Source organism: Candidatus Kryptoniota bacterium (genome assembly GCA_036567965.1).
Classification (GTDB): domain Bacteria; phylum Bacteroidota; class Ignavibacteria; order Kryptoniales; family JAKASW01; genus JAKASW01.
Map to the genome: position 1 here is coordinate 18,565 of DATCTN010000012.1, position 24,689 is coordinate 43,253.

A 24,689-nucleotide genomic window follows, 5' to 3' on the forward strand; every position below is an offset into this window, starting at 1 on the left:
GTTTTTGATTCAGCACTCTTCCCAGTTGTCACAATTTTTTCCGGCGACTATATCGAGGGGGAAACACCCGTTCCCATTCCGAACACGGCAGTTAAGCCCCTCAGAGCCGATGGTACTTGATGGGTAACTGTCTGGGAGAGTAGGTCGTTGCCGGGAGTATTTTTCCGAAGGTATGCCTTCGGCATAAAGCCCCGCCTTTCTGGCGGGGCTTTCTATTTTGTACAGCGGCGAGATTCGGCAGCCCGATCATGCGGGCGTGTAACTCTCCGCGAGTCCGCTCCATGTTTACAACATACTGTCCTTCACACATACTCAAGATATCAAGCTGAAAACTTTGGTTGTCGGGGAGCCAGCGTGCTAAACGGGTGCGTCTTCGCCGTCACTTTAACCATGTTTCAGTCAATTGCCATCCGCACATGCGGGAAATTTGTTGACTCAATTTATATTAGGTAAAAATCCGGAGGGACAGTGAATAGAATAGAGGCGAAAGTATTTGAAATCATAAAATCAAATCTGCCGGACAAGAGCATCCGGATTCTTGAACTGGCGCCTGGCGAAGGAAGCCTTACACAGGCGTTGATCGAACATGGTTACAAGAACGTCGAGGCGTTGGACATCAATCCCCAAAGGTTCGATGCGACTGCAGTGAAATGCCGCAAAGGCAACCTGAATGATCCGTTGCCTTTTGAATCAAGCTCCTTCGATCTTGTGATTACGGTCGAGGGGATTGAACACCTTGAAAGCCAGTATCAGTTTGCTTCCGAGCTGAACAGGGTATTGAAAGAAAATGCTTTCGCGATCATCACTACGCCCAACATTATTAATTTTGCATCCAGGATCAGATTCATAATGACCGGTTTCTATGCTCTCGCGGTGAGGCCTAGCAGCGAGTTTGAGAAGAACTGGGTGATTGAACACATCTACCCTCTAACATTCTGGCAATTGCGCCACATTCTTCACACGAACGGCCTCTTTATCAAACAGATTGAGACGGATCATATCCGCAAGTCTTCGATCGTTGGATTGCTGGTCCTTCCTTTAGCTTATGCGCTTACCTGGAAATCGCTCGCGAGGGAAGGCGATGCGAGGCAACGAGAGAAGAACAAGGAAATACTGCGGCAAATTCATACTCCCGCGATTTATCTAGGCCGCACACAAATAGTCATGGCACAGAAGCAGAGGAGCTCCTATATAAAGTCGACCTGACTTGATGCGCAATTCAGCTTATCAGAATCTGAATTTGGAATCGTGTCGTGAACTCGACCAATAGGTGCAGTTGATACCTGCCGAGAAACCTGTTACAATGAGATCAACTCTGATGATTCAACTGTGGTTTGATTAACATAAGAATAACCTTATGACGGAATTCGCAAGCGGTGACATGAAAGATGACGCGTTCGTCTGTTCCGAGTGTGGCTCCCCGACCGCGCCGGATAACGATTTTTGTCCGAACTGCGGGAGTCTCTTCAAGGAAAATGTCGATTGTGCAAATCATCCCGGTGCTTTAGCTGAAGGCGCATGCGTCATCTGTTCCAGCCCGTTTTGTACGGATTGCGGACTGTGGGTTAACAAGACGTTCTTATGCACCTAGCACTGCAAGTACGAGCTCATTGCGGGAAACGCAAGAGTACTCGGTGGTAACGACATCCTTCAAATGCAGTATGCGGAAACTTGCCTGAAGCAGGAGGGCTTACATCCCACTCTTTATTCCAGAAAAGCGAGTCCGATATCTCTCGGTGCCCCGGAGTACACATTGTTTCGCGCGTCAGGGGAATACGATGGCCATATTATTAACGAACTTAAACTGATGGTCCCTTATCAAGAGGTGGAAGAGGCGGAACGCGTGCTGGTAGAAACCGGGATCCTCCCCCCGTTGTCCGCCGAATGAACGAGAAAAGCAAGCTCGATTTTGAATTGACCCAGTCACCCTTCAGTTGACCGGAGGGATCGTTTTACGCCTTCTGTAGGTTCTCTATCTCTTCTGTCAATCTTGTCCACCTGGAATAGGATCCATCCAAACTCTTCACCAAGTCCCGATACTCAACTGAAGCTTCCCTTGCTTCTTCACCGTTTTTATAAAAGTCCTGCCTGGCCATCATTGTTTCTATTTCTTTTCGTCTTGTTTCCATCCGGGATATTTCTTCTTCAATTGTCATCAACTCTTCTTTCAATGGCCGCAACTTCTTCGAGAGCTCGTTCCTCTTCTCCGCTTCAAGGCGCTTTCTCCCCTTCACGGAGAGATCCGGCCTGAGATCGCTCCCATCTCGGTCAACAGCCGGCAATTGATTCGCGACTTCAGTCGAAATGTCCTGCTCCTGCCTCTTCTTCCACAGATAATCACTGACATTGCCGTGGAATGTCCTCACAGCCCCGTGACGAAATTCTGCAACTTTGTTCACCAATGGATCAAGAAAAGATCTGTCGTGTGAGACTATCACGAATGTTCCTTTGAATTCGTCTAGAGCTTCCTGTAGAATCCTCTTCGACTTCATGTCGAGATGGTTTGTGGGTTCATCCATGATCAGAAAGTTAGCAGGCTGCAGAAGCATCTTGGCAAGCGCCAGCCTGCTTTTTTCTCCTCCCGATAGAACAGAGACTTTCTTAAATACGTCGTCGCCATGAAATAGGAATGCACCCAATATGGTTCTTATCTTGGTCCGCACTTCGCCTGTAGCCGCGCTGTCGACAATCCCCAGCGCGTCGCTGGTCAGCTCGAGCTCTTCTGCCTGGTGCTGGGCGAAATAAGAAGGGATGACGTTGTAGCCGGTTTTGATTTCACCCGAATCGACCGCCTCCACCCCCGCAAGTATTCGGACAAACGTTGATTTGCCTGCTCCGTTGACTCCCAGCACCGCAATCCTGTCTCCCCGTTCGACAAGATAACTCAATCCGTCGAAAACCTTCGTGACGCCGTAGCTCTTCTTTACGTTCCTTAGCTCCATCACGGTGTGTCCGCTCGCCCTCGGCTCGGGAAAATGGAAATGGATCTCCTCTTCGTTGTCCTCAATTTCGATGTGTTCCATTTTCTCGAGATGTTTTATTCTGCTCTGTACCTGTCGGGCTTTTGTCGCTTTATACCTGAACCTGTCAATGAACTGCTGGGTCTGTTTGATCTGCTGCTGCTGGTTCTTGAACGCGTTTAGCTTCTGCTCCTTTCGGATTTCTTTTTCTTTTTCATAGAACGAGTAATTCCCGGAATACTCTTCGAGTCGCCCGAGACTGAGTGCCCAAGTCCGCTTTGTGAGATTGTCGAGGAACGCCCGATCATGTGACACGAGGATGACTGCCCCGTTGTAGGAGCTGAGTTTTTGCTCCAGCCATTGAAGAGACTCGATGTCAAGGTGGTTCGTCGGCTCGTCGAGGAGGAGAACAGAGGGCTCTTTGAGGAGGAGCTTCGCCATCTCTATCCGCATCTGCCAACCGCCGCTGAACTCGTCTGTCAGACGGTGGAAATCCGACTCAACGAAACCTAACCCGATGAGCACCTGTTCAATCCGAGACTTCATCCGGAAGGCGTCCAGGTCTTCGAGCTTGTGCTGGAGCTCGCCGAAAACTTCGAGTGTGTCCGCGTATTCGGCGGCAGCAGGATCAAGTTCCTCAAGCCGCTTGTGCGCCTCATCTATCTCCTGTCTCACCTGTATCACGTCTTCGAATGCGGTCTCGGCTTCTTCGAAGAGTGTCTTTCCATACGATGCGATGCCTTCCTGCGGAAGGTATCCCACCGTCACATATCGCGCCTTGCCGATTTCTCCCCGATCCGGCTGCACTAATCCCGCAACAGTCTTGAGCAGGGTCGATTTCCCCGCGCCGTTCGGTCCGACAAGACCGATTCGATCATGAGCGCCCACCGTGAATGAGAATCCACGAAAGAGAAATCGCTCTCCGAATTGGATTGTCAGATCTTTCGCGCTTAACATTTCACTCCAACGATTCTCCAGATGCAGTAATTGAGATAAAAATATAATCAGAATGCGGAATATTAATGGAGATGGATTTTATCAGAAGCGGATTCGACCTGAATCAGGATACCGGGTGTTTGCTATTAGCCATCTGCAAGCTATTTTTACGCGGTGTTCCTGATAACAAGTCTTGCCGTTCTTCCGTTAAGAGGTGATTAATGAACGATATTGAAATCGATTTAAGAAAAGCCACTGAAAAAGATGTGGTTCGAGTATCTGAGTTGTGTAGTCAACTTGGATACCAAGCAAATCCCGACATGGTGCTGTCACGTTTGAAGAAAATAGACTCAGAGCGTGAGCATCGGGTATGGGTCGCCGAAATTGAGGGACTGGTTGTCGGTTGGATCCAGTGTGCATCCAGAATAACGATTGAGTCGGGTGAATTCGCGGAAATAGTCGGTCTTGTTGTCGACGAAAAGTCGCGAACCCGGGGAATAGGGAGGAAACTTGTTGAAAAGGCCGAAAGGTGGGCGAAAGAAATTGGTCAGCAGTCAATCAGGGTCCGAACAAATGTAAAACGCGTAGAGTCTAATATCTTTTATCGCACGCTCGGATTCAGCGAAACGAAGAAACAATCCGTCCTTCAGAAATCAATCTAGCTCATAACTCCGGTAACTTCTCGAATCCCGCCCTAACAAGTCACCCGCGTGGAGTCAAAATGTATTTGTGCCCAGTGCGCGGGGCAGTCAGCGCTTGGACAGGTTCTCCGTGATATGCCGCGCTATGTCGGTCGCTTTCTCCAGGTCTTCGGAAAGAACGGTCAGCTCTTTCTGCAGTTCATCGGGACTTCCGCTGTCGATAGCCCGCGCGACACCCGGGATCGGCTGTGTCCCATAGCCGGAGTAGAATCCCGGCGCGTAGATTTGGTGCTTGAACCATGGACTTTGCGGCAAGCCTGCATCATTTGTGAATGCTCTTTCAATCCGCATTAAATCCGAATTAACCTGTTCGTTGTCAGGCGACCTATCCAGTGCTAAGACTGAATCCAATTCCCGTGTCACAGACACAAAACTGTCTGCGGCGGCCTCAGCTGACTTGAAATCAATTCCTTTCAGCTTATCGAGGTCCGCAGCCTTCTTTTCTCTTTCATCCACATAATTTGAAATTTGTCTCGCGTAATCTGAATACCTGAATGGAAGCAGCTCATCGTCTGCCAGTCTGAGAATCGCGATGCCAAGCAGTTTCGAGACAGTCGCGTGGTACTGGAACGTCGGATCACCCCAATGTTCCATCCAAAAGAAGTCGTCGAGCATTGAATGGTAAACTCCGTATGGGCCGCCGAATCCGAAATCAAATGACGGAACGCCGAGATGGTCAAGGAAGACCGTGTAATCCGATCCGCTTCCCAGTCTTCCCAACCGCGTCGTTGCCGTATCGGGCACTTGCGAGTGCTTCATGAAGTAATTCTTGTTCTGATTCATATACCAGCTGTCGAATACGCTCTTTGAAATCTTGGGATCAGTTACCGATTTTGTTACGTCCATGATGAACTTATCGAGCGAGGGTACCGCGCTTGATCCGAAGTTTGTCCCGCTTACCGGCGCGTCGATGTTTATATATGCGACTGCATTCTTCGTGAGGTCAATTGCGTTTTGCTCGCCCCACTCTGTCGACCCGATCAGGCCGAATTCCTCTCCATCCCACGAGCATATATCGATGGTCCTGTTAGGCTGCCAACCCGACTTCAGAAGTTCTCCAAGCCCGCGCGCGGTCTCAAGGAGCGATGCTGTCCCGCTGTTCGGGTCAACCGCACCATACACCCAGGCATCCCGGTGGTTACCGACAACAACTTTTTCTTCGGGGTCGGCTCGACCGGGTATCGTACCTACTACATCCCAGATCGGTCTTATCTCGTAGTCCATTTCAATCGTGAGATGGACTTCGGTTGCACCCGGTCCGATATGATAATGAAAGGGAAGTCCTCCCTGCCAACCATCCGGTACAGGCGGTCCCGCAAGATTGGACAGAAGTTTCTCGGCATTTCCATACGATATAGGTAAACACGGGAGATGAGGGAGATCCGTAACCTGATTCAGCGGAATCCTCTTCGCGTCTCTTGTAGAAGCGTACCCTGGTGTCAGCGGGTCTCCGGGATAGATTGTGAGATCCTGAATACTTCCGCGCTGAACCGCATCTTTCGGCCGCATGGGTCCGCGCGGATATATGTCTCCCTCAACATATCCATCATCGGCCGGATCGGAAAAAATAATTACACCCGCCGCGTGATGTTCCTCTGCGACTTTCACTTTTATTCCGCGAAAACTTCTTCCGTATCGCACAAGCATAACTTTTCCGCGGACATCGATTCCGACCTGTTCAAGATATTCGTAATCTTCAGGCAGACCATAGTTGGCGTAAACGATCTGGCCCTTCAAATCGCCGCTCGGAGTATACGCGTTAAAGGGAATCACGGCGGTCGAATTGTAACTGTCTTTATCCCAGCTCCATCCTTTTTCCATAAGATCGAATTTATAGTCTTCCGGTTGAGTCATTTCGAGCTCCTCAACTTTCGGATATGGGAGATAGACATAATAGGTAATTATCTCTGAATTGATGCCGTACTCCCGCAGACGATTGTTTACAAACACCGCGAGCAGGCTGTCATCCGGACTTCCAGCCATATGAGGCTCCTGTGTCAGGATAAACAAATTTCTCCTGCAACTGTCAGCATTCGGATATCCAAGAAACTTCGCCTCATATTCACTTTCCGACTGGGAGAAAACCACTGAAGCTGTGAGTAACATTCCTGTTATGGCAACAAAAACATCCCTTCTCATTTTCCACTCCGGTTTCAATTGGCACTAATGCCAAAAATAAAGTGACGTTTCGTCAAATCCAATTTTGGCGTAACAATATTACACGATTTGTCGTAAGTTAAGTCGTTTCGTGCTTATCGATTTGATGATCAAAGGCCTATTCACTGACCGACGGTCATGTACAAACTACATCTGTCAGGAGAGTAAAATGGGCATTCCTGAACGAAAAGAGCGGGAAAAGCAGATGCGCCATGATGCCATCCTTGCTGCTTCCCAGTCCGTATTCCTCGACAAAGGTCTCTATGGGGCGACACTGGATGAAATAGCCGAAAAAGCCGAGGTGAGCAAAGGGACGATTTATCTGTACTTCCGCAGCAAAGAAGATCTCTACTTTTCTCTGATGGCTCTTGGACTCCGAAAACTTTTACTGATGTTCGAAGCCACAGGTCCCGAAGAAAGGTCGCCTTCAGAAATCATTCATGGATTCGCGGAGGCTTATCGCAACTTCAGCCGGAAGGAGAACTACCTTTTCAAAATGCTGGCGATGGTTGAAAGTCCCGTGGCGAATGAACAGGTATCACCGGATGTGCTGTCAGAACTTGAAAAAGTGAGTGACGAGGTATTGAGTTACGTCGCGAAGTTTGTGCAGAAAGGAATGGAAGCCGGTGATTTTCGGAAAGAACTATCTTCCTATGAAGCAGTGATATTGTTTTGGGTTTCATTGAGCGGCGTTCTCAATTTGAAAGGCCGCGCGGAATCTATGCGTGACAACAAGTACATCAGCAAGGAATCTTTTCTGCACCAAGTCGAATACGACTTACTGTATGATAAATGTGTGACGTTTTTGGTAAGTCTTCTTCTAAGCCGCGATCCGAAAGATAAGTCGTCACGCGAAGTCCATGTGAAAACAAAAAAGATGTCAAGACGTCTAAAGGGGGTTAAGAAAAAATGAAATCGAAGAGGTTGATGCTGATCTTTGTTGCATCGATACTATTCATCGGGGCGGTGGTCATACTGAGGTTGCGTTCCCAATCCTCGGCAGGTAGCGATGCTGCAAAGTCTTCGATAATGTCTGTGACGGTCTCAAGAGTGGAACATGGGTCGGTTTCACGAAGTCTTGATATGACCGGCACGCTCGAGGGTATCCATGAAGCGGACATCATTTCGGAGACAAGCGGTAAGATCACCAAGATCAATACCGAGGTCAAAGAATACGTCCGGGTAAATTCGAGCATTGCTGAGGTGGAAAACGATTTGCAGGAAATTGCCCTCGAGTCCGCACGGGTGAATAGCATGAAAGCAGATGCGGATTTGAAACGAGTAAAGGAGCTGTTCTCTCAGAATGCTGTTTCGGAAACACAGGTTGAGAATGCGGAGGTAGGAGCTAAAGCCGGACTCGCGCAATTAAAGCTTGCACAGAGAAATTATGACTATACTTTCTTGAGGACCCCGATTGCCGGCAGGCTGGCGGAGAAATTTGTTGTGATTGGCCAAATGGTGGTTCCGGGTACCAAGATCGCAACCGTCGTCGACGATAGCCGTATGAAGCTGAAGGTAGGAATTCCTGAAAACTTCGTTTCGTATGTCAGTATCGGGCGCAAGGTCAAGATTAAGTCGGATGCAGTTCCGAATCGTGAGTTTTCGGGAAATGTGGAGACGATTGCTTTGAAAGCTGATCTGCAGACGAGGACCTTTCAGGCTGAGATCGAATTACCAAATGATCGTGACCTGTCTCTAAGAAGCGGGATGTTCGCCAAGGCTGAGCTGACCGCTTTGGGAGATTCCGGAGCGCTTGTCGTTCCCGTGGCTGCGCTGATCGAGGGGGGAGCAAATTCTCCGTCGGTATTTGTCGTGAAAGATTCTTTGGTTTCATTGAAACATGTCAGCGTCGGATCAAAGAATGATTCGCTTATTGAGATCGTGTCAGGACTTAATCCAGGCGATCTGGTGGTAGACTTCGGACAACAGAACATCAGGGATGGTGCTAGAGTCAGATACACGATAGACAACTGAAAAAGATGTCGAGACGTCGTCAGGGAGTTGATCTAAAATGAGACTTACAGAAATTGCGATAAAGCGCCCGGCTTTCATCACGATGATCTTTGTTGCGATGGCTGTTCTGGGATTGTATTCATACAACCAAATGGGTGTCGACCTCTTGCCTAAGACGGACTGGCCGATTGTCACCGTAGCGACCGTTTATCCGGGAGCAGGACCGAAAGAGGTTGAGAACGACATCTCCAAACCTCTTGAGGATGGGTTGAGCTCATTAAACAATATCGACAATATTCGCTCCTACTCGAGGGAAAACGTTTCGATAATTGTCGTGCAGTTCGGGTTCAGCACAGATCTGAACACTGCGGTGAACGACGTGCAGAGAAATGTGGACATGGTTCGTTCCACCCTTCCGAAAGAAGCTGAAGCGCCGAAGATCCAGAAAGCCGATCTCAATTCTTTTCCCATCGTGAGAATTTCCGCTGAAGGATCGATGAGCCCGGTTGTATTGTATCAGTTCATAAAGGACAATGTTAAACCCGCTCTTGAGCAGGTTCCGGGTGTAGCGAGTATTACTCTGGTCGGCGGGAAGCAGCGTGAGATAAGAGTGGAGGTTGACAATGCACGATTGAGGGCTTACAACATGTCGTTGATGCAAGTGGCGCAGGCGCTCGGCAACGACAACTTGGATTTTCCGGCGGGAACGGTAACTGCCGCAACACGCGAGTTTACCGTGAGACTTTCAGGGAAATTCCAGAGCCTCGATGAGCTTCGTAATATGGTAATCGCGTCGACTTCCAGGGGTGTTGTGCATTTGAGCGATATAGCCGACGTAAGGGATACTTATAAACAGGAAGATCAGACCTTCAGCAGGATTGAGGGTACTTCCGCCATTGGGTTGATTATTCAAAAGACTTCGGACGCAAACTCGGTTAAGACGAGCGACGGCGTCCAAAAAGAGCTGGCGCGTCTGGAGAAAACGTATACCGATCGTAATCTGAAATTCACTATTGCCCAGGACATAACCGATTTCACCCGCAACTCGATAGACGAAGTGAGGCGCGATCTTGGACTTGCCGTACTCATGGTGGCAATTACGCTTTTCCTGTTCCTCCATTCGGTTCGCAATTCGCTGATTGTCCTACTGTCTATACCCACCTCTCTTATCAGCACTTTTTTCTTCATGTATGCAATGGGATTCACCGTCAATCTTGTCTCTACGATGGGGCTGGCCCTTGTGATAGGCATTCTCGTTGATGATTCCATAGTTGTCCTTGAGAACATTCACCGACATCTGGAGAAAGGCGAGGATAAAAAGACTGCCGCCATTAATGGGCGGAGTGAAATTGGATTCGCCGCGATAGCGATTACTCTCGTTGACGTGGTCGTGTTCCTCCCCATTGCGATGGTAGGTGGACTGGTCGGCAAAATCTTCCGGGAATTCGGGTTGACAATCGTTGTTTCGACTCTAATCTCACTCTTTGTCTCGTTTACATTGACGCCAATGCTCGCATCAAAATGGTCTAAGCTCACTCATTACACGGACGCTACAATCTTAGGTCGGTTCATTATTTGGTTTGAAGATTTGCAGAAACGGCTCGACGCCGGCTACAGGAAACTTCTCGATTGGGGTCTAAAGAGAAGGAAGACCATTCTCGGAATAAGCGGCATCGCGTTGCTGGTTAGTCTTATCCCGCTTCCGCTGCATTTGATCGGCACAGAGTTCATGACTCAGGCGGACAGGGGAGAATTCGCTTTAATCGTCGAGATGCCGGTGGGAACTCCTATTGAGAAAACCGATGAGACTATCGCTGCGATTGAGAATCGCCTGAAGGAGGATCCCAACATAGAACGATTTTTCAGTACGGTCGGAATGTCCGAACAGATGTTCTCAAGATCCACCACACCAAACGTCGGGCAAATCCAAATCAAACTCGTGCCGGCGTGGAGGCGAACGGCAAGCACCGACCGTGAAATGGCTTATGTCAGGAGTATTGCGGATAATTTTCCGGGAGTGAGCGGGAGGGCGAGCGTCATCGGCATGTGGGGTACCGCCAACTATTCACCACTCGAAGTGGAAATTCAGGGCGCGAATCTATCAGAAGTCGTGTCTGCGTCTCAGAAGGTTTCGGATATCATGACGAAGACCGACGGAGTCACGGATGTGAAGAGTACGTGGGAGAACGCGCGACCGGAACTGCAGGTGATTGTCGACCGTGAGAAGGCTGCATCGTTCGGCTTAACGCTCGGCGAAATTGCGGCAGCACTTCAGACGGCTATCCAGGGAAACGTGGTCACAAAATACAGCGACAACGGCACGGACTATGACATCAGGCTACAGCTTGCAGAACAGAATAGAAATCGAATCTCTGATGTCGGCAATCTCACATTGATGTCGCGGTCCGGCAAGCAGATTTATCTGAATCAAGTTGCGGAAGTAGTCAGCGGTAATGGACCGGTCGAGGTCGACAGGAAGGATCGTGAGCGTCTGGTCACGATTCTCGGAAACCTGACCGGCTCACGAAGCCTCGGCGACGCAACGAGAGACATACGGACCGGAATCGCTTCTCTGAATCTGCCTTCGGATATTAAAGTCTTCTTTGGCGGCGACAACGAGAATATGTCGGACATGTTCAGCGACATGGGGCTGGCGCTGGGAATGGCAATACTCTTCGTTTATATGATCATGGTGTCCCTGTTCGAATCCTATGCGCATCCATTCACAATCATGTTTTCACTTCCGGTTGCACTGGTGGGAGGGCTGATCGCCCTTTTCCTGACCGGGCAGACGCTCAATACATTCTCGATGATCGGTGTCATCATGTCCGTGGGACTTGTAACAAAGAATGCGATCCTGCTTGTTGACTACACTAACACTCTTCGTGCGCGCGGACTCGGAATGAAGGAGGCAATACTCGAAGCCGGTCCTACCAGATTGCGGCCGATAGTGATGACGACAGCAACGATGGTTCTCGGAATGCTGCCGCTGGCTCTGGGACTCGGGGCTGGGAGCGATATCAGGCAGAGCATGGCAATCATAGTCATCGGGGCATTGATCAGCTCAACCCTGTTGACGCTTGTCCTCATACCCGTGATGTACACATACGTCGACGGGTTGAAGCAAAAATTCCCGGCGCTATTCCGGCAATTGAGTTGGCTCTCGTCAATAAGAATCAAACCGAGACCGCAATATGCGGACCCAGTGGCTCAACAAGGAAAATGATCTAGGAGGGGATTCAGCCGCAGCCCAAACGGTGGTCAGCGACCCTTATTATCCGTAAATATTTTGTTCGTCGTATTCCTGAATGAAGAAGCCCTTGCCGATTTTTCCTGCTCTGCCATTTAGCATTGCCGCTACGATCAGAATGGCCGCTATCGGGAGGAAGAGCAACCCAACCACTTTCATGAACTTAGACATTTCCAAAAAGCTTTCCATTTGCCCGGAATCCCATGACAAAGAATTCGCGGAAGTCCGATTTGATGAGATATTTGTTTTTACTAAACATTCACTTAGATATTTACCAACTTCAACGATGAAATTTACCAACAGCAGGCCGTTCAATCAAGGACTCGCCTATTTTCTTCTGCGTTTGCCTAAGAAACTGTGCCAAGGCTCACATGCAGCGAAAAAGTGAAAGGCTCCGCGGTGGCGGTACAAATCACCACGTTTCGTTGCATCTTTGCCGCGTCAAAGGTATTTTTTGATAAAAATATCGGTATCAGAATGAGCGAAACCATCCAAAGACCAAACGAAGAGCAACATCACCGGCCGATTCAAAATAGACCTCCCAAGAGAATCGATATTTCCGTTGTGATTCCGCTCCTCAACGAGGATCAATCTTTGATGCCTCTCTCGCTTTCACTCAGGGACGTGCTCGACAGGATGAATGCAACATATGAAGTCATCTTCGTCGACGACGGTTCTACGGACAATTCGCTGAGGTTGCTCCGCGAAATCCACCGTAAGAACAGGAGGTACAAGTACATAAGTTTCCGCCGTAATTATGGCAAGTCCGCTGCACTATCGGTGGGTTTTCAACATGCGATTGGACGAATAGTTGTCACGATGGATGCCGATCTTCAGGACGATCCTAACGAAATCCCAAAACTTGTAGAGAAGCTCGAGTCAGGGTTCGATCTCGCGAACGGTTGGAAAAAGAAGAGGCATGATCCGCTCAGCAAGACAATCCCGTCCAAGTTCTTTAACTTTGTGACATCAGTGATGACAGGGATGAAGCTTCGCGATTTCAACTCGGGGCTTAAGGCGTATCGAAGGGAAGTGGTCCAGGATATAAAAGTGTACGGTGAGATGCATCGGTTCCTTCCGGCTCTTGCTCACTGGGCCGGCTACAGAGTTGCCGAGATTCCGGTGCTTCATCATCCGAGGAAATACGGAAAGACTAAATTTGGCCTGAGCAGGTTTTGGCACGGATTCCTGGATCTCGTCACGGTCATTTTCACTACCAGGTACAGCAGGAGACCGCTTCACTTCTTCGGTGGAATCGGTTTGATTACGCTGCTGGTGGGAATCGCGATTGATCTCGAGTTGACAATTGAATGGGCACTGGGAAAAACAGCAATCAGCAATCGACCTCTTTTCACGGTTGGCATTCTTCTGATTATCGTCGGCGTTCAATTCATTTCAATTGGACTTTTGGGCGAAATGATTACGAGGACGAACGTGACTGAAGAATATGTGATCAAAGAGAAGGTATTTAATTAGAGTAATGTCGTCGAACGAAACCCGAAACGGGGTTTTCGGTGGAGAGGTTGTCAAAACCGACTGCCGCTTTTTCCGCGGATACGTCCCTTGCAAGCCCAATAAGCTTTACGGTGTACATTGCAGCAACTGTGACTACTACCAGCCGATCAGGGAGCGAATACTAATAATCAAACTCGGTGCCCTCGGTGATGTAATAAGGACTACGCCGTTAGTCAGGAAATTGAAGGCGCTTCATCCGCAGGCAGAGATATGGTGGCTCACCCATGCTCCAGATTTCCTCCCGGATGAAGTAGACCGCAAATTGAAGTTCGACGTGTCGTCAATCCTCCAGATCGAGGAAACTGAGTTTGACTACCTCTTTTCGCTTGACAAAGACTACGAGGCGGCCGCTCTCGCATTGAAAGTCAAGGCGCGCGTCAAGCGGGGCTTCGTGCTGCGAGATGGAAAAACTATTCCCATCGACGGGCTTTCCGATCATAAGTACTTGACAGGATTGTTCGACGATCTCAACAAGGCAAACAGGAAAAATTATCTCCAGGAAACGTTCGAGATGTGCGGGCTTACGTTTGCGGGGGAAAAATACTGGCTGTCAAACTTTGATTCGGACGGCTACAAATGGGAACTGGGTTTGGCTCATCCTCTTATAGGACTTAACACGGGCTGCGGCGGAAGATGGACCAGCAGGCTGTGGAGCGAAGAGAATTGGTCGCGAGTAGCATCGGAACTGATCTCGAAGGGCTTTGGAGTGGTTTTGCTCGGAGGTGAGCAGGAGAACGAACGCAACAAATCTGTAGCCGCGTCAAGCGGCGCACTTTACCCGGGCTTCTTCCCTTTGAAACAATTCATCAATCTCGTCGACCAGGTTGACCTAGTAGTAACGGGAGTCACCATGGGACTCCATATAGCAATCGGCTTGAACAAGAAAGTCGTTCTCATAAACAATATTTTCAACAAATATGAATTCGAGCTTTACGGTCTCGGGAAAATTGTCGAGCCGGAGAAGGAATGTAAGTGTTTCTTCCTGCCTAAATGCACTAACAAGGATTACTTCTGCCTGGATCACCTGTCGCCGCAAAAAGTCCTTCAGGCTGTTTCGGAGGTGTGGGAGTCACAGCCCGCGGTGCCTTCCGCGAAATGAGAATTGTAATAATAAGTACTGCTTACCCGCTGCGCGGTGGAATCGCACATTATGTCGCGCTGCTTTATAAACATCTTTCGCTCCGGCATAAAGTCTCAGTCGTGACGTTTAAGAGGCAGTACCCCCGTTTTCTTTTTCCAGGAAAATCCCAGGAGGAAGCCGGAGAAGACGCTTACAAGGTTCCTGCGGTCCAGATCATTGACACACTTAATCCGCTGACCTGGTTTAAGGCGGGGCGCGTCGCGGCCAGGTTTCAGCCCGACCTTGTGATATTCAAATACTGGATGCCGTTCTTCGCGCCGGCGTTCGGCGTGGCGGCAAGAGTTGCAAAGAGGAGAACCGGATGCAAAGTCCTTTTGATTTGCGACAACGTTCTCCCTCATGAGAAAACGCCGGTTGACAAAGTTCTCACTCGATGGTTCTTTAAAATCGCCGACTATTTCATTGTGCAGTCAAAGGCGGTGGAGAGGGACCTGCTTGCGTTGGCAAAGCATCCCAAATACAGATTTGTCCCTCATCCGGTTTATGAAATATTTGGCAAGCCGATCGACAGAGACGAAGCAAGAAGACAACTTGGAATTGCTGAGAATGAAAAGATTGCACTCTTTTTTGGATACATCAGGAAATACAAGGGGTTGAACGTACTTCTGGACGCCACGCGCAAGGCTTTGGAAAAGATCAGGTATAAATTGCTTGTGGTTGGAGAATTTTACGACGATGAGACCGCTTATCGAAATCAAATCGGGAGCTTAAAATTAAATGAAGAGGTCATTGTGGTCGGCGATTATGTCCCGAATGAGAAAGTGGCGGTCTATTTCTCGGCGGCCGACGTAGTCATCCTTCCTTACATCAATGCCACTCAAAGCGGGATCGCGCAAATCGCATATAACTTTGACAGGCCGGTCATCACGACGGATGTCGGCGGACTGGCGGAAATAGTTCTCGACGGAGTCACCGGACTTGTCGTCAAGCCCGCGTCGGCGGACGATCTCGCGAACGGAATCGTCAGGTTCTTTCGAGAGGATCTCGGCTCAAGGTTTTCAGCAGGCGTGCGCGAACAGAAGAAAAAATTTTCATGGGATAATCTTGTGGGTGCCATCGAAGACCTCGCGGAAAGAAGCAATTGAAATACGAGCCAATAAAAGACAAACTAAGCTCAATCATCGGAGATAGTACGTTCTTGAGACGCGCTCTCTATGCCCTCCTTGGAATAATCTTCCTTCGCGAATGGCATGTGAAACGCGGGCTGCGGAAGACCATGCGTGAATTGAAGCCGCGAACCATACTCGACGCGGGAAGTGGATTCGGTCAATACTCATATTATGTTGCAAAGAATTCGGACGCCGAAGTACTCGGAGTGGATATTAACGGGGACGAGGTGGAGAAGTGCAACAAATTTGCCGGAGCGATGCGGATCGCCCGACTTTCATTTCAACAGGGGGATCTTGAAAAACTCGAGATCGACCGAAAATTCGACCTGGTAATTTCCGTCGATGTGATGGAGCATATCAAGAACGACTTGCAGGTGTTCACGAATTTCTTCAGGCTCCTTTCGGCTGGTGGAAAAGTCCTGATCTCCACGCCAAGCAACTTTGGAGGATCGAACGTTCACGAAGAAGGGGAGCATTCTTTCATCGATGAGCACTACAGGGACGGGTACACCGAGAGCGATATCACGTCGAAGCTCGAATCAGCCGGCTTCAAAATCGAGTCTATCCGATACACTTACGGGAAGATAGGGTCATGGTACTGGAATCTGGCAGTGAGGATCCCGGTTCGTCTACTGAACAGGAGTTTCGGATTTATGCTGGTTCTTCCGTTTTATTACATTCTCGTTTTTCCATTCGCACTCGTGTTCATGACATTCGACTATTACTTCCCTCCTGAAAAGGGGAGTGGACTCCTTGTCATTGCGCGTAAAGGCGGATAACTGGGAATGCAGACACCCAATTCATATTTTCTCCGTTCTTGAGTTTAGATGAAGTTTCATCCAGAAAGTCGATGAAGAAAGTTCTCATTGTGTCATATTATTTTCCTCCTTCGGGCGGGCCGGGAGTTCAGCGGGTATTAAAGTTTGTGAAATATCTGCCGTCATTTGGTTATGAACCGTCTGTACTCACCGTCGCGGATGGTGATTTCCCGGCTGTAGACGAGTCACTCCTGAAATCAATTCCTGAAGGAGCCAAAGTATACCGAACAAAGATCTTCGAACCCTACGGTATCTACAGAAAACTGACCGGGAAAAAGAGGGGTGCCGCAGTGGATGTTGAGAATATTCCATCGGGGAAAAAGAGGGGAATCGCGGAGAAGATTTCAGAATTCATCCGCTCGACTTTCTTCATACCCGATGCGCGAATTGGATGGTACCCTTACGCTCTGCGAAAAGGGCTCGACATCGTCAAGAAGGAGAAGATTGACATTCTGTATTCCAGCTCCCCTCCATACACTTCAGCCGTGATTGCGGGCAAGCTCCAGGCGAAGACCGGCATTCCCTGGGTGATGGGATTACGTGATCCGTGGACAGGATTTATATCTGCACCAAAGCGGTGGTTCATTCCTGCGGCCATCGACCGGCGTATGGAACGGAATTCGATTTCAAATGCCAAGAGTGTAGACGTGGCCTGGGAGGGAATCGGAACAGATCTTCAGAATAAATATCCCGATCTCGATAAGTCGAAACTGGAATACATACCTAACGGCTTCGACTCTGAAGATTATCCGGCAATCGAGAAGACAAAGAACAAGGCATTCACAATCACTTATACCGGCTCATTGTACGGTAAGAGAAACCCGCGCCTTCTCCTTGACGCGATAACCCGGCTCAAGAACGAAGGCAGGATTCAAACCGACAAGCTGAGACTTGTATTCGCCGGCAGGTTTGGAGCAGAGGTAAGGGAGATGTTCGAGCATCCGGAACTCCGAGGCATGATCGAAGTGAAGGAATATGTTCCTCATGAAGAAAGCATCCGGCTCCTTCTACGATCGGACCTGCTCGCCCTGATCGTCGATGAGTCTCCGCTCAGCCGGGAAATTGTTCCGGGTAAAGTGTTTGAATATATTGGATCGCGAAATCCAATAATTGCATTTGCCCCTGATGGGGCAGCGGCGAGGATCATAAGAAGCACCGGGAGCGGGATAGTCGTTGGACCGGGCGACCTCGACGCGGCAATGTCGGCGATAATGGCATTTTATTTGCGTTTCATCGGCGACAGAGAAGGAGGTCCGGGATATGGCGGAGATTTCAAGCCGGTGGGAGAAGCGATCATGGCATACGACCGGAAGGAAGCGACGCGCAAACTTGCACTTTTGTTCACAAAAATCCTAGAGAGAAACCAATGAGCAAGCAATCTGGAAAACAGAAAGCCTCAAAACGAGTGGTAGAGGATAAACAACTCATTCCGACCAAATATGAAACGCCCGTACTCATATTGCTGCTCCTGGTACTCCTCGTGGTTTTTTTGAATAAGGGAATTTTCGGAAACAAGGTTTTCATCGCGCCGGACATTAACGCCTCGCAGGGACTTGATCCGTTTGTCAATCAGGCAAAGCACGAAGGAGTTTTTCCGCTCTGGATCCCTTACGCATTCAGCGGCATGCCGTCTTTTGCCAGCTTGCTGACGACAGGAGCCCGATGGTATGACTTTGTGCTCGACGCGTGGTTAGATCTTGATCGCGCATTATCATACGCACTGATTAATCCGGACATCGGCTGGGTGTTGGTTTACTATTTTCTTTTCGGGATTGGAATGTTTTGGCTGTTAAGGCGATTCAACCTCACAAAGTTTGCGGCGTTCTTCGGCGCAACTGCGGCGATATTTTCGACATTTATAATCAACTGGATAATGGTAGGGCACAACACAAAGATTGCCGCCATCGCCTTCTTCCCGTTCATCTTTCTCCTGGTCATTGAACTCGGTCGGCGCTTCAGATGGATTTACGTTGTAGCGCTGGCTGTCGCACTCCATCTTGAATTTCAGTCCACCCATATACAAATGATCTTCTATTCTTACTTTGCAATCGGAATCTATTTGATTTACATGTTTGTCAGGAATCTTGTCAAGAAGGAAAAGGTCGTTGGTACGCTTCGATCTGCGGGCGTGTTGGTTATTGCCAGCGTCATTGCCCTTCTCATGTCATCCGATCTCTATTTTTCTACCTATGAGTACAGTAAGTACTCGATACGCGGCTCGTCTCCGATTGTTCAGACGGCCGAAGACAAAACTCAAACGGGCGGCGGGCTCGACTATCAGTACGCGACGAACTGGTCCTTCGCCCCCGAAGAGATGGCGATTTTCTTCGTGCCGTCGTTTTACGGTTTCGGCGACATCACGTACAACGGCCCGCTGTCGAACAACCAGGAGGTTCATCCCAATACTTATTTTGGTCCCGAACCATTCATGGTTGCGTCGCCGTACATGGGCGTGATCGTCCTGCTGTTTGCCGTGATCGGATTCTGGAGGAACAGGAAGAATCCACTGGTAATCGCCAGCCTGGTCATCATCTTTATCTCGCTCCTCATTTCGTTCGGTCGTGAGTTTCCGGTACTGTACGACCTGATGTTCAACTACTTCCCGTACTTTAACAAGTTCAGATCACCGAACATGATTCTTGTCCTGGTACAGATATTCGTACCGGTGCTGGCAGCATTCGGTGTCGATGCAGTGGCCAAAGCTCGCGAGAACTCTGATTCTGCTTTGGCGAAACGTATGATGACATCGACAATTGTTTTCGGCGTCTTGATCTTGCTGGCTCTCCTCCTTCAGGGCGCCCTCCAGGATTACTACAGAGGGGTCATTCAATCGCAGGGTAAACAGGTCCAGGATGCGCTCTTCACGCTCTTGTTTAACAACATGTCGGGCGATTTATATGCGTCGCTGATAATATGTCTTATTACCTGCGGCACGATTTACTTTTTCATTAACAGAAAGATCACTGCCCTGATCGGTGGTGGTATCCTGTCGCTGCTTCTTATAATTGATTTGTGGCGGGTGGATTACCTGCCGATGCAGCTTTACGATCGCAAGACTCAACAGGAGCAATTCGTTACGCCCGATTATATCCAGTTTGTGAAGAGCGACAGCAGCCTTTGCCGAACGCTTCTTCTGGACAGGGGTCAGCCCGCCACATCGTTGGAGCTTGCGACCTATCTTGTGCAGGGCGCGAACGGTTATTCCGGCGCGAAATTGAGAGTGTACCAGGATATGATCGATGTAGTCGGCCTGACAAATCCTAATTTGATGCGACTCCTTGGAATCAAGTATGTCATAATGGATAAACCCGACCCGTCGCTCGGGAAAATTGTTTTCAAGGGGTCGAGAATCGTAGAGGAGAACGACAACACGCTGCCGCGAGCGTTCTTTGTGGATAATTATCGAGTCGAATCCGGTTTGGTTATTCTAAATTCTATTCGCACGGGTGCGTTCGATCCAGGCAAGACAGTCATGTTCGAGAAGGATCCCGGCTTGAAAGTCGATCCAACGGACACGGGTTGCCGGGTCACGTTTACGGATTACGAACTCCAGTCGATGAAGATGGAAGCAACAACATCTGGTAACAATCTTCTCCTCCTTAGCGATGTCTACTATCCGGCCGGTTGGAAAGCTTATATAGATGGCCATCCAGCGCAAATTTATAAGGCAGACTACTTCCTCCGTGCATTGTTGGTTCCTAAAGGAAATCATGAAATAGAACTGAAATTTGAGCCGAGGATGTATTCACTCGGTCGAGGTCTCACGCTGGCATCGAACGGGTTGGTCATACTTCTCCTGGTGTCGACTTTGCCCGGCGTCATCGCAAAGAGGCGTAAGAGGGTTGAACCGGCCGCGGCCGCGTGACTTCGAAAAGTGACGCAATGCTCGCGTGCGGCTTGAAGTCGTCAGTCGGGTCACGATTCGTGTCCTCGTTGATTAACGGGCTGCCGTTTCTTAATTTTTGATTGCATGGAAACCCAGGTAAAGGATCTGAAGATCAATTCGGCACTCGTGAAGGATCTGCTGGTGCGATTCATTCGCGAGGAGGTCGAAAAGGCCGGATTTAAGAGAGTTGTGGTTGGTCTTTCCGGCGGCGTAGATTCAGCTCTATCGGCTGTGCTCGCTGCAGAAGCGATCGGAAAGGCAAACGTGCTCTGTGTGATACTGCCGTACAGGACATCTTCCAAGGAAAGTGCATCCGATGCGAATCTGCTCGCGAGCAAATTTGGATTAAAGACTGAAACATTCGATATAAGCGAGGCCGCTGACAAAATAATCGCCAGGGAGCCCGGGCTGGGAAATGTCCGCAAGGGAAATATATTCTCGCGGATACGAATGATTGCTCTTTATGATATTTCAGCGCGTGACAAATCCCTCGTACTCGGGACTAGCAACAAGACGGAGCTGCTCCTTGGCTACGGAACGCTGTTCGGCGACATGGCACATGCCATAAACCCGATCGGTGACCTTTACAAGACTCAGGTCTGGCAGTTGGCCGGGTTTGTCGGGGTTCCCGACTCAATCGTAAAGAAGAAGCCGACTGCTGATCTCTGGGTAGGACAGACCGATGAGGCTGAACTCGGGTATTCATACCGGCAGATTGACGAGGTTCTCTATCTGCTTGTCGATCAAAAGATGAGTGTGGAAGAAGTCACTTCACTTGGTCACCCGGCAGAGATGGTGAAGAGTCTTCATCGTATGATTGTTCGGAGTCAATTCAAGCGGAGGCCGCCGATCATCGCGAAGGTCGGCCACAGGACTATCAACGTGGATTTCAGGTACTTGAGAGACTGGGGAGCGTAGTGTCAGAACCCAGGTCCGATCTGGCCGGACCATCTCACGAAACTCGAAATAACCCCGGCAAGCTTCTGATTGTTGCCACACCCATCGGAAATTTATCAGACATCACTTTACGGGCGCTGGAGGCGCTCAAGTCCGTCAACTTCATCGCCGCCGAGGATACACGAACGAGCTCGGTACTCTTGAAGCACTATGGAATCTCAAAGCCTATGTTGAGCTTCCATTCGCGAAGCGGTGCCGGCCGATCTTCGGAAATAGTCGGAAGGATATTGGGCGGAGAATCCGCGGCATTAATCACAGATGCCGGTACTCCGGGTATCTCGGATCCTGGATATGTTCTCGTACGCGACGCCGTCGCAGCTGGAATCAAGGTAACACCTTTGCCCGGTCCCGCGGCCTTTATCGCGGCACTCTCGTCGAGCGGACTGAGAACTGACCGGTTTGTTTTCGAAGGCTTTCTTCCTCTCAAGAAGGGGAGACAAAAGAAGCTGGCCCTGCTTTCAAAAGAAGCCAGGACCGTGGTCTTCTACGAGTCCCCTCATCGAATCGTGAAAACTCTCGGAGAACTCCTCGAGCACTTTGGAGACAGGAGATGCGTTATCGCCCGCGAGGTCACGAAAATTCATGAGTCTTTTTACAGGGGAAAAATTTCGGAGATGCGCGAACTTATCAGACCGTCGGAAGTGCGGGGAGAATTCGTGGTTATGATCGAGGGGGCGGATAATTGATCAGTCTGATTCCCGAATGGCTCGAAACAAAATTCAAGGCGATACTCGAACCGCTGGCGAGGTGGCTGGGGGCACGGAACGCGAACCCGAATTGGCTGACAACTTTGGGATTTCTGATGAGCATTTATGCCGCCCGCGAGATTGCGGTGGGCGAGCTGGAAATCGGCGGAATACTGGTTTTGATAAGCGGACTCTTCGACACGATCGATGGCGCGGTGGCCAGAAAAACCGGAAGGGTGACAAGATACGGAGCGGTTTACGACTCCACGATCGACAGGTACTCTGAAGTCACGGTATTCTTTGGACTAGGATTTTATTTGGTCGGACATCATTTCTATCTCACCTCGATTGCCGCGTTTTTCGCGATCGGCGGATCGATAATGGTGAGTTATATCAGAGCTCGCGCTGAAACCCTTGGCTTCAAGGCAAATGTCGGGCTCGCGCGAAGGCAGGAAAGAGTTGTCATACTCGGCGCAGGACTCGTCCTGAATGTGTTTGACGATTTCTTTGAGCGCATTTTCCGACCATTAATCGACAACGCACTGGGAAAGGGTTTTCAGCATCCTCCATTCTTGCTTGCGGTCTCCATTGTCCTCCTGGCATTACTAACAAATATCACTGCAGTTCAAAGGTTGTTCTATGTCTACAGGCAATTCAAAAATGAAAAAGCTCAGTCTTAGTCGCCGGAAAAAAATTATCAGGCCCGAAGGACCTCTGACTGTATTCCTACCGGGAATCGGGGCCGTTTCGACAACACTAATGGCTGGAGTAGATCTCGTGAGAAAAGGTCTCAGACAACCGGTCGGCTCCCTTACTCAGCTAGGTACGGCCCGGCTCGGAAAAAGGACCGAGAACCGCAGTCCCAGGTTAAAAGAATTTGTTCCTCTCGCGGAAGTAAGCGACCTGGTGTTTGCCGGTTGGGACATATTCGGCGGTAGCGCCTACGAAGCAGCAAAGAAAGCGGGTGTGCTCAACCAAGCGGACCTTTCGATAGTCAAGCCATTTTTGCAAAGTGTTGAGATCATGCCCGGGGTTTTCGAGCAGGACTACGTGAAGCGATTGCGTCCGAAGGTGATCAAGAATACTCGCTCGAAAAAGGAACAGGTCCGGTTGCTTCGCGAGGATATCAGAGCCACGATGAAAAAGCACAACTCTCAAAGAGGAGTAATGGTGTGGTGTGGGAGCACCGAGACCTACATCGAGCAAGGGAGGGCGCATCAGACTTTGAAAAGTTTCGAGCGAGCCCTTGCTGACAACGACCCCTCTATACCACCGAGCATGCTCTATGCTTATGCCGCCTTGTCGGAAGGGATCCCGTTTGCGAATGGTGCTCCAAATCTTACGGTGGATGTTCCTGCAATGATTGAGCTGTCAAAAAAAAGCGGAGTGCCGATAGCAGGAAAGGATTTCAAAACCGGCCAGACTCTCCTCAAGACCGTAATAGCGCCGATGCTCAAGGCAAGGATGCTCGGACTGAACGGCTGGTTCTCCGCGAACATTCTCGGCAACCAGGACGGTGAGGTCCTCGACGAGCCCGGTTCATTCAAGACAAAAGAAAAAAGCAAGCTGTCCGTTTTGGAGCATATCCTTCAGCCGCAGCTATACCCGCAGCTCTATTCGAACTATTATCACAAAGTCAGGATCAACTATTACCCGCCTCGCGGAGACGACAAGGAAAGCTGGGATAACATAGATATCTTTGGCTGGCTTGGATACCCAATGCAGATCAAAGTGAATTTCCTTTGCCGTGATTCGATTCTCGCAGCTCCCGTTCTACTCGATCTGATTCTCTTCCTCGATCTTGCGAAGCGCGCAGGACTTTCCGGGATACAGGAGTGGCTCTCGTTTTATTTCAAGAGTCCGATGTGTGCACCCGAGCTCTATCCCGAACACGACCTTTTCATACAGCTCACCAAGCTGAAGAATTTTCTGCGATATCTGATGGGAGAGGAATTGATTACGCATCTTGGTGTTGAGTATTACAAGTAAGAGCGAATGAAAGAAGAAGAGCGCCACAAACGAGCTGAAGAGGACGCCGTTCTCGTACGAGAGGCAATTGCCGGCGACGAGAAAGCTTTCAAGGCGCTGATCAGAAGATACAGGAATCCCGTCGCTCAGATAGTATATAAGCTTGTCAAGGACAGAAGTCAGATCGAAGATCTTACTCAGGAAGTATTCATAAAGGCGTTCCAGCACCTGGGGGATTTTGACTACGAACACCAGTTTGCCTCGTGGCTATTCAAGATCACGAATAACCACTGCATCGATTACATCAGGAAGAAGCGGCTCAGGGTGTACTCCATAGACGAACAAATCAGAACCGATGATGGCGAAATGGAGTATGAGATTCCGGACTCCACCTACGAACCTGATCTTAACATGCTACGCGAACAGAAGTCGAAGCTTATTAGACAAGCCATCGAATCATTGCCGAAGAAATACCGTGAAGTGATCGTCCTAAGGCATCAAGATGAGCTTAGTTATGAGGAAATCGCCAAGAAGACCGGGCTTCCCGTAAACACAATCAAGGTCCAACTCTTTCGCGCGCGTGAAATGATGTACAAATTTCTGAAAGACAGGATAAGGCATTACTGAAACAAAATGAGCTCCGAACCGTATT

Annotated in this window: 19 protein-coding genes and 1 rRNA gene; 17 read left to right on the forward strand and 3 right to left on the reverse strand. The window is 49.4% G+C overall.

Going from position 1 to position 24,689, the window contains the following annotated elements; all coding sequences use genetic code 11:
- Window positions 1–39: 39 nt before the first annotated feature.
- Both rrf and VIS48_04385 read left to right on the forward strand, forming a co-directional pair.
- Window positions 40–156, forward strand: a 5S ribosomal RNA gene (gene rrf, locus VIS48_04380).
- A 312-nt stretch (window positions 157–468) separates the two neighbouring features.
- Window positions 469–1,206 (forward strand): class I SAM-dependent methyltransferase, encoded by a 738-nt coding sequence (locus tag VIS48_04385; GenBank protein HEY9165376.1) that lies wholly within the window; start codon window positions 469–471, stop codon window positions 1,204–1,206.
- A 746-nt stretch (window positions 1,207–1,952) separates the two neighbouring features.
- Here the strand turns inward: VIS48_04385 and VIS48_04390 are convergent.
- Entirely contained in the window at window positions 1,953–3,917 is a 1,965-nt protein-coding gene (locus VIS48_04390) for an ABC-F family ATP-binding cassette domain-containing protein (GenBank protein ID HEY9165377.1), read from the reverse strand.
- A gap of 200 nt (window positions 3,918–4,117) precedes the next feature.
- On the opposite strand from VIS48_04390, the gene VIS48_04395 reads away from it, so the two are divergent.
- Entirely contained in the window at window positions 4,118–4,558 is a 441-nt protein-coding gene (locus VIS48_04395) for a GNAT family N-acetyltransferase (GenBank protein HEY9165378.1), read from the forward strand.
- A gap of 87 nt (window positions 4,559–4,645) precedes the next feature.
- On the opposite strand, the gene VIS48_04400 is transcribed toward VIS48_04395, so the two are convergent.
- On the reverse strand, window positions 4,646–6,736 hold the full coding sequence (locus VIS48_04400) for a M28 family metallopeptidase (protein HEY9165379.1): 2,091 nt from the start codon (window positions 6,734–6,736) through the stop codon (window positions 4,646–4,648).
- Between the two features lie 187 nt (window positions 6,737–6,923).
- On the opposite strand from VIS48_04400, the gene VIS48_04405 reads away from it, so the two are divergent.
- The 3 genes from VIS48_04405 to VIS48_04415 are packed head-to-tail and all read left to right on the forward strand — an operon-like array spanning window position 6,924 to window position 11,933.
- On the forward strand, window positions 6,924–7,667 hold the full coding sequence (locus VIS48_04405) for a TetR/AcrR family transcriptional regulator (GenBank protein HEY9165380.1): 744 nt from the start codon (window positions 6,924–6,926) through the stop codon (window positions 7,665–7,667).
- Window positions 7,664–8,728: an efflux RND transporter periplasmic adaptor subunit gene (locus VIS48_04410; protein HEY9165381.1), complete on the forward strand. Its 1,065-nt coding sequence runs from the start codon at window positions 7,664–7,666 to the stop codon at window positions 8,726–8,728. The genes VIS48_04405 and VIS48_04410 overlap by 4 nt, the downstream gene beginning before the upstream one ends.
- Before the next feature lie 37 nt (window positions 8,729–8,765).
- Complete coding sequence (locus VIS48_04415) at window positions 8,766–11,933, forward strand: efflux RND transporter permease subunit (protein ID HEY9165382.1); 3,168 nt, start codon at window positions 8,766–8,768, stop codon at window positions 11,931–11,933.
- A gap of 48 nt (window positions 11,934–11,981) precedes the next feature.
- Here the strand turns inward: VIS48_04415 and VIS48_04420 are convergent, their stop codons facing one another.
- Window positions 11,982–12,146, reverse strand: coding sequence for a hypothetical protein (locus tag VIS48_04420; GenBank protein HEY9165383.1), 165 nt, complete (start codon window positions 12,144–12,146; stop codon window positions 11,982–11,984).
- Between the two features lie 288 nt (window positions 12,147–12,434).
- Between VIS48_04420 and VIS48_04425 the strand changes: the two genes are divergently transcribed.
- The 11 genes from VIS48_04425 (at window position 12,435) to VIS48_04475 (ending at window position 24,664) form a co-directional block, all read left to right on the forward strand.
- Window positions 12,435–13,433 (forward strand): glycosyltransferase family 2 protein, encoded by a 999-nt coding sequence (locus tag VIS48_04425; protein ID HEY9165384.1) that lies wholly within the window; start codon window positions 12,435–12,437, stop codon window positions 13,431–13,433.
- 4 nt (window positions 13,434–13,437) lie between these two features.
- A complete protein-coding gene (locus tag VIS48_04430; protein ID HEY9165385.1) occupies window positions 13,438–14,571 on the forward strand; it encodes a glycosyltransferase family 9 protein in 1,134 nt (377 codons plus the stop codon).
- Complete coding sequence (locus VIS48_04435) at window positions 14,568–15,698, forward strand: glycosyltransferase (GenBank protein ID HEY9165386.1); 1,131 nt, start codon at window positions 14,568–14,570, stop codon at window positions 15,696–15,698. Before VIS48_04430 ends, VIS48_04435 begins: the two co-directional genes overlap by 4 nt.
- On the forward strand, window positions 15,695–16,501 hold the full coding sequence (locus VIS48_04440; GenBank protein ID HEY9165387.1) for a class I SAM-dependent methyltransferase: 807 nt from the start codon (window positions 15,695–15,697) through the stop codon (window positions 16,499–16,501). Before VIS48_04435 ends, VIS48_04440 begins: the two co-directional genes overlap by 4 nt.
- Window positions 16,502–16,572: 71 nt before the next feature.
- Complete coding sequence (locus tag VIS48_04445) at window positions 16,573–17,910, forward strand: glycosyltransferase (GenBank protein HEY9165388.1); 1,338 nt, start codon at window positions 16,573–16,575, stop codon at window positions 17,908–17,910.
- Entirely contained in the window at window positions 17,907–20,405 is a 2,499-nt protein-coding gene (locus VIS48_04450) for a YfhO family protein (GenBank protein ID HEY9165389.1), read from the forward strand. The genes VIS48_04445 and VIS48_04450 overlap by 4 nt, the downstream gene beginning before the upstream one ends.
- 105 nt (window positions 20,406–20,510) lie before the next feature.
- Entirely contained in the window at window positions 20,511–21,344 is an 834-nt protein-coding gene (locus tag VIS48_04455) for an NAD+ synthase (GenBank protein ID HEY9165390.1), read from the forward strand.
- Window positions 21,344–22,069: a 16S rRNA (cytidine(1402)-2'-O)-methyltransferase gene (gene rsmI, locus VIS48_04460; protein HEY9165391.1), complete on the forward strand. Its 726-nt coding sequence runs from the start codon at window positions 21,344–21,346 to the stop codon at window positions 22,067–22,069. The genes VIS48_04455 and rsmI overlap by 1 nt, the downstream gene beginning before the upstream one ends.
- The gene (locus tag VIS48_04465; protein ID HEY9165392.1) at window positions 22,066–22,749 is read left to right on the forward strand and encodes a CDP-alcohol phosphatidyltransferase family protein; all 684 of its coding nucleotides are present in this window, start codon (window positions 22,066–22,068) and stop codon (window positions 22,747–22,749) included. The genes rsmI and VIS48_04465 overlap by 4 nt, the downstream gene beginning before the upstream one ends.
- Window positions 22,730–24,058, forward strand: a complete 1,329-nt coding sequence (locus VIS48_04470) for an inositol-3-phosphate synthase (protein ID HEY9165393.1) — start codon at window positions 22,730–22,732, stop codon at window positions 24,056–24,058. The genes VIS48_04465 and VIS48_04470 overlap by 20 nt, the downstream gene beginning before the upstream one ends.
- Before the next feature lie 6 nt (window positions 24,059–24,064).
- Window positions 24,065–24,664, forward strand: coding sequence for a sigma-70 family RNA polymerase sigma factor (locus VIS48_04475; protein ID HEY9165394.1), 600 nt, complete (start codon window positions 24,065–24,067; stop codon window positions 24,662–24,664).
- The last annotated feature ends 25 nt before the right edge of the window (window positions 24,665–24,689 follow it).

Bases quoted from the DNA above. Each gene is read 5' to 3' on its own strand.
- VIS48_04390 (HEY9165377.1), bottom strand. From the start codon at position 3,917: ATGTTAAGCGCGAAAGATCTGACAATCCAATTCGGAGAGCGATTTCTC.
- VIS48_04455 (HEY9165390.1), top strand. From the start codon at position 20,511: ATGGAAACCCAGGTAAAGGATCTGAAGATCAATTCGGCACTCGTGAAG.
- VIS48_04425 (HEY9165384.1), top strand. From the start codon at position 12,435: ATGAGCGAAACCATCCAAAGACCAAACGAAGAGCAACATCACCGGCCG.
- VIS48_04420 (HEY9165383.1), bottom strand. From the start codon at position 12,146: ATGGAAAGCTTTTTGGAAATGTCTAAGTTCATGAAAGTGGTTGGGTTG.
- VIS48_04470 (HEY9165393.1), top strand. From the start codon at position 22,730: ATGAAAAAGCTCAGTCTTAGTCGCCGGAAAAAAATTATCAGGCCCGAA.
- VIS48_04395 (HEY9165378.1), top strand. From the start codon at position 4,118: ATGAACGATATTGAAATCGATTTAAGAAAAGCCACTGAAAAAGATGTG.
- VIS48_04445 (HEY9165388.1), top strand. From the start codon at position 16,573: ATGAAGAAAGTTCTCATTGTGTCATATTATTTTCCTCCTTCGGGCGGG.
- VIS48_04435 (HEY9165386.1), top strand. From the start codon at position 14,568: ATGAGAATTGTAATAATAAGTACTGCTTACCCGCTGCGCGGTGGAATC.
- VIS48_04410 (HEY9165381.1), top strand. From the start codon at position 7,664: ATGAAATCGAAGAGGTTGATGCTGATCTTTGTTGCATCGATACTATTC.
- VIS48_04430 (HEY9165385.1), top strand. From the start codon at position 13,438: ATGTCGTCGAACGAAACCCGAAACGGGGTTTTCGGTGGAGAGGTTGTC.
- VIS48_04415 (HEY9165382.1), top strand. From the start codon at position 8,766: ATGAGACTTACAGAAATTGCGATAAAGCGCCCGGCTTTCATCACGATG.
- VIS48_04475 (HEY9165394.1), top strand. From the start codon at position 24,065: ATGAAAGAAGAAGAGCGCCACAAACGAGCTGAAGAGGACGCCGTTCTC.
- VIS48_04405 (HEY9165380.1), top strand. From the start codon at position 6,924: ATGGGCATTCCTGAACGAAAAGAGCGGGAAAAGCAGATGCGCCATGAT.
- VIS48_04400 (HEY9165379.1), bottom strand. From the start codon at position 6,736: ATGAGAAGGGATGTTTTTGTTGCCATAACAGGAATGTTACTCACAGCT.
- VIS48_04450 (HEY9165389.1), top strand. From the start codon at position 17,907: ATGAGCAAGCAATCTGGAAAACAGAAAGCCTCAAAACGAGTGGTAGAG.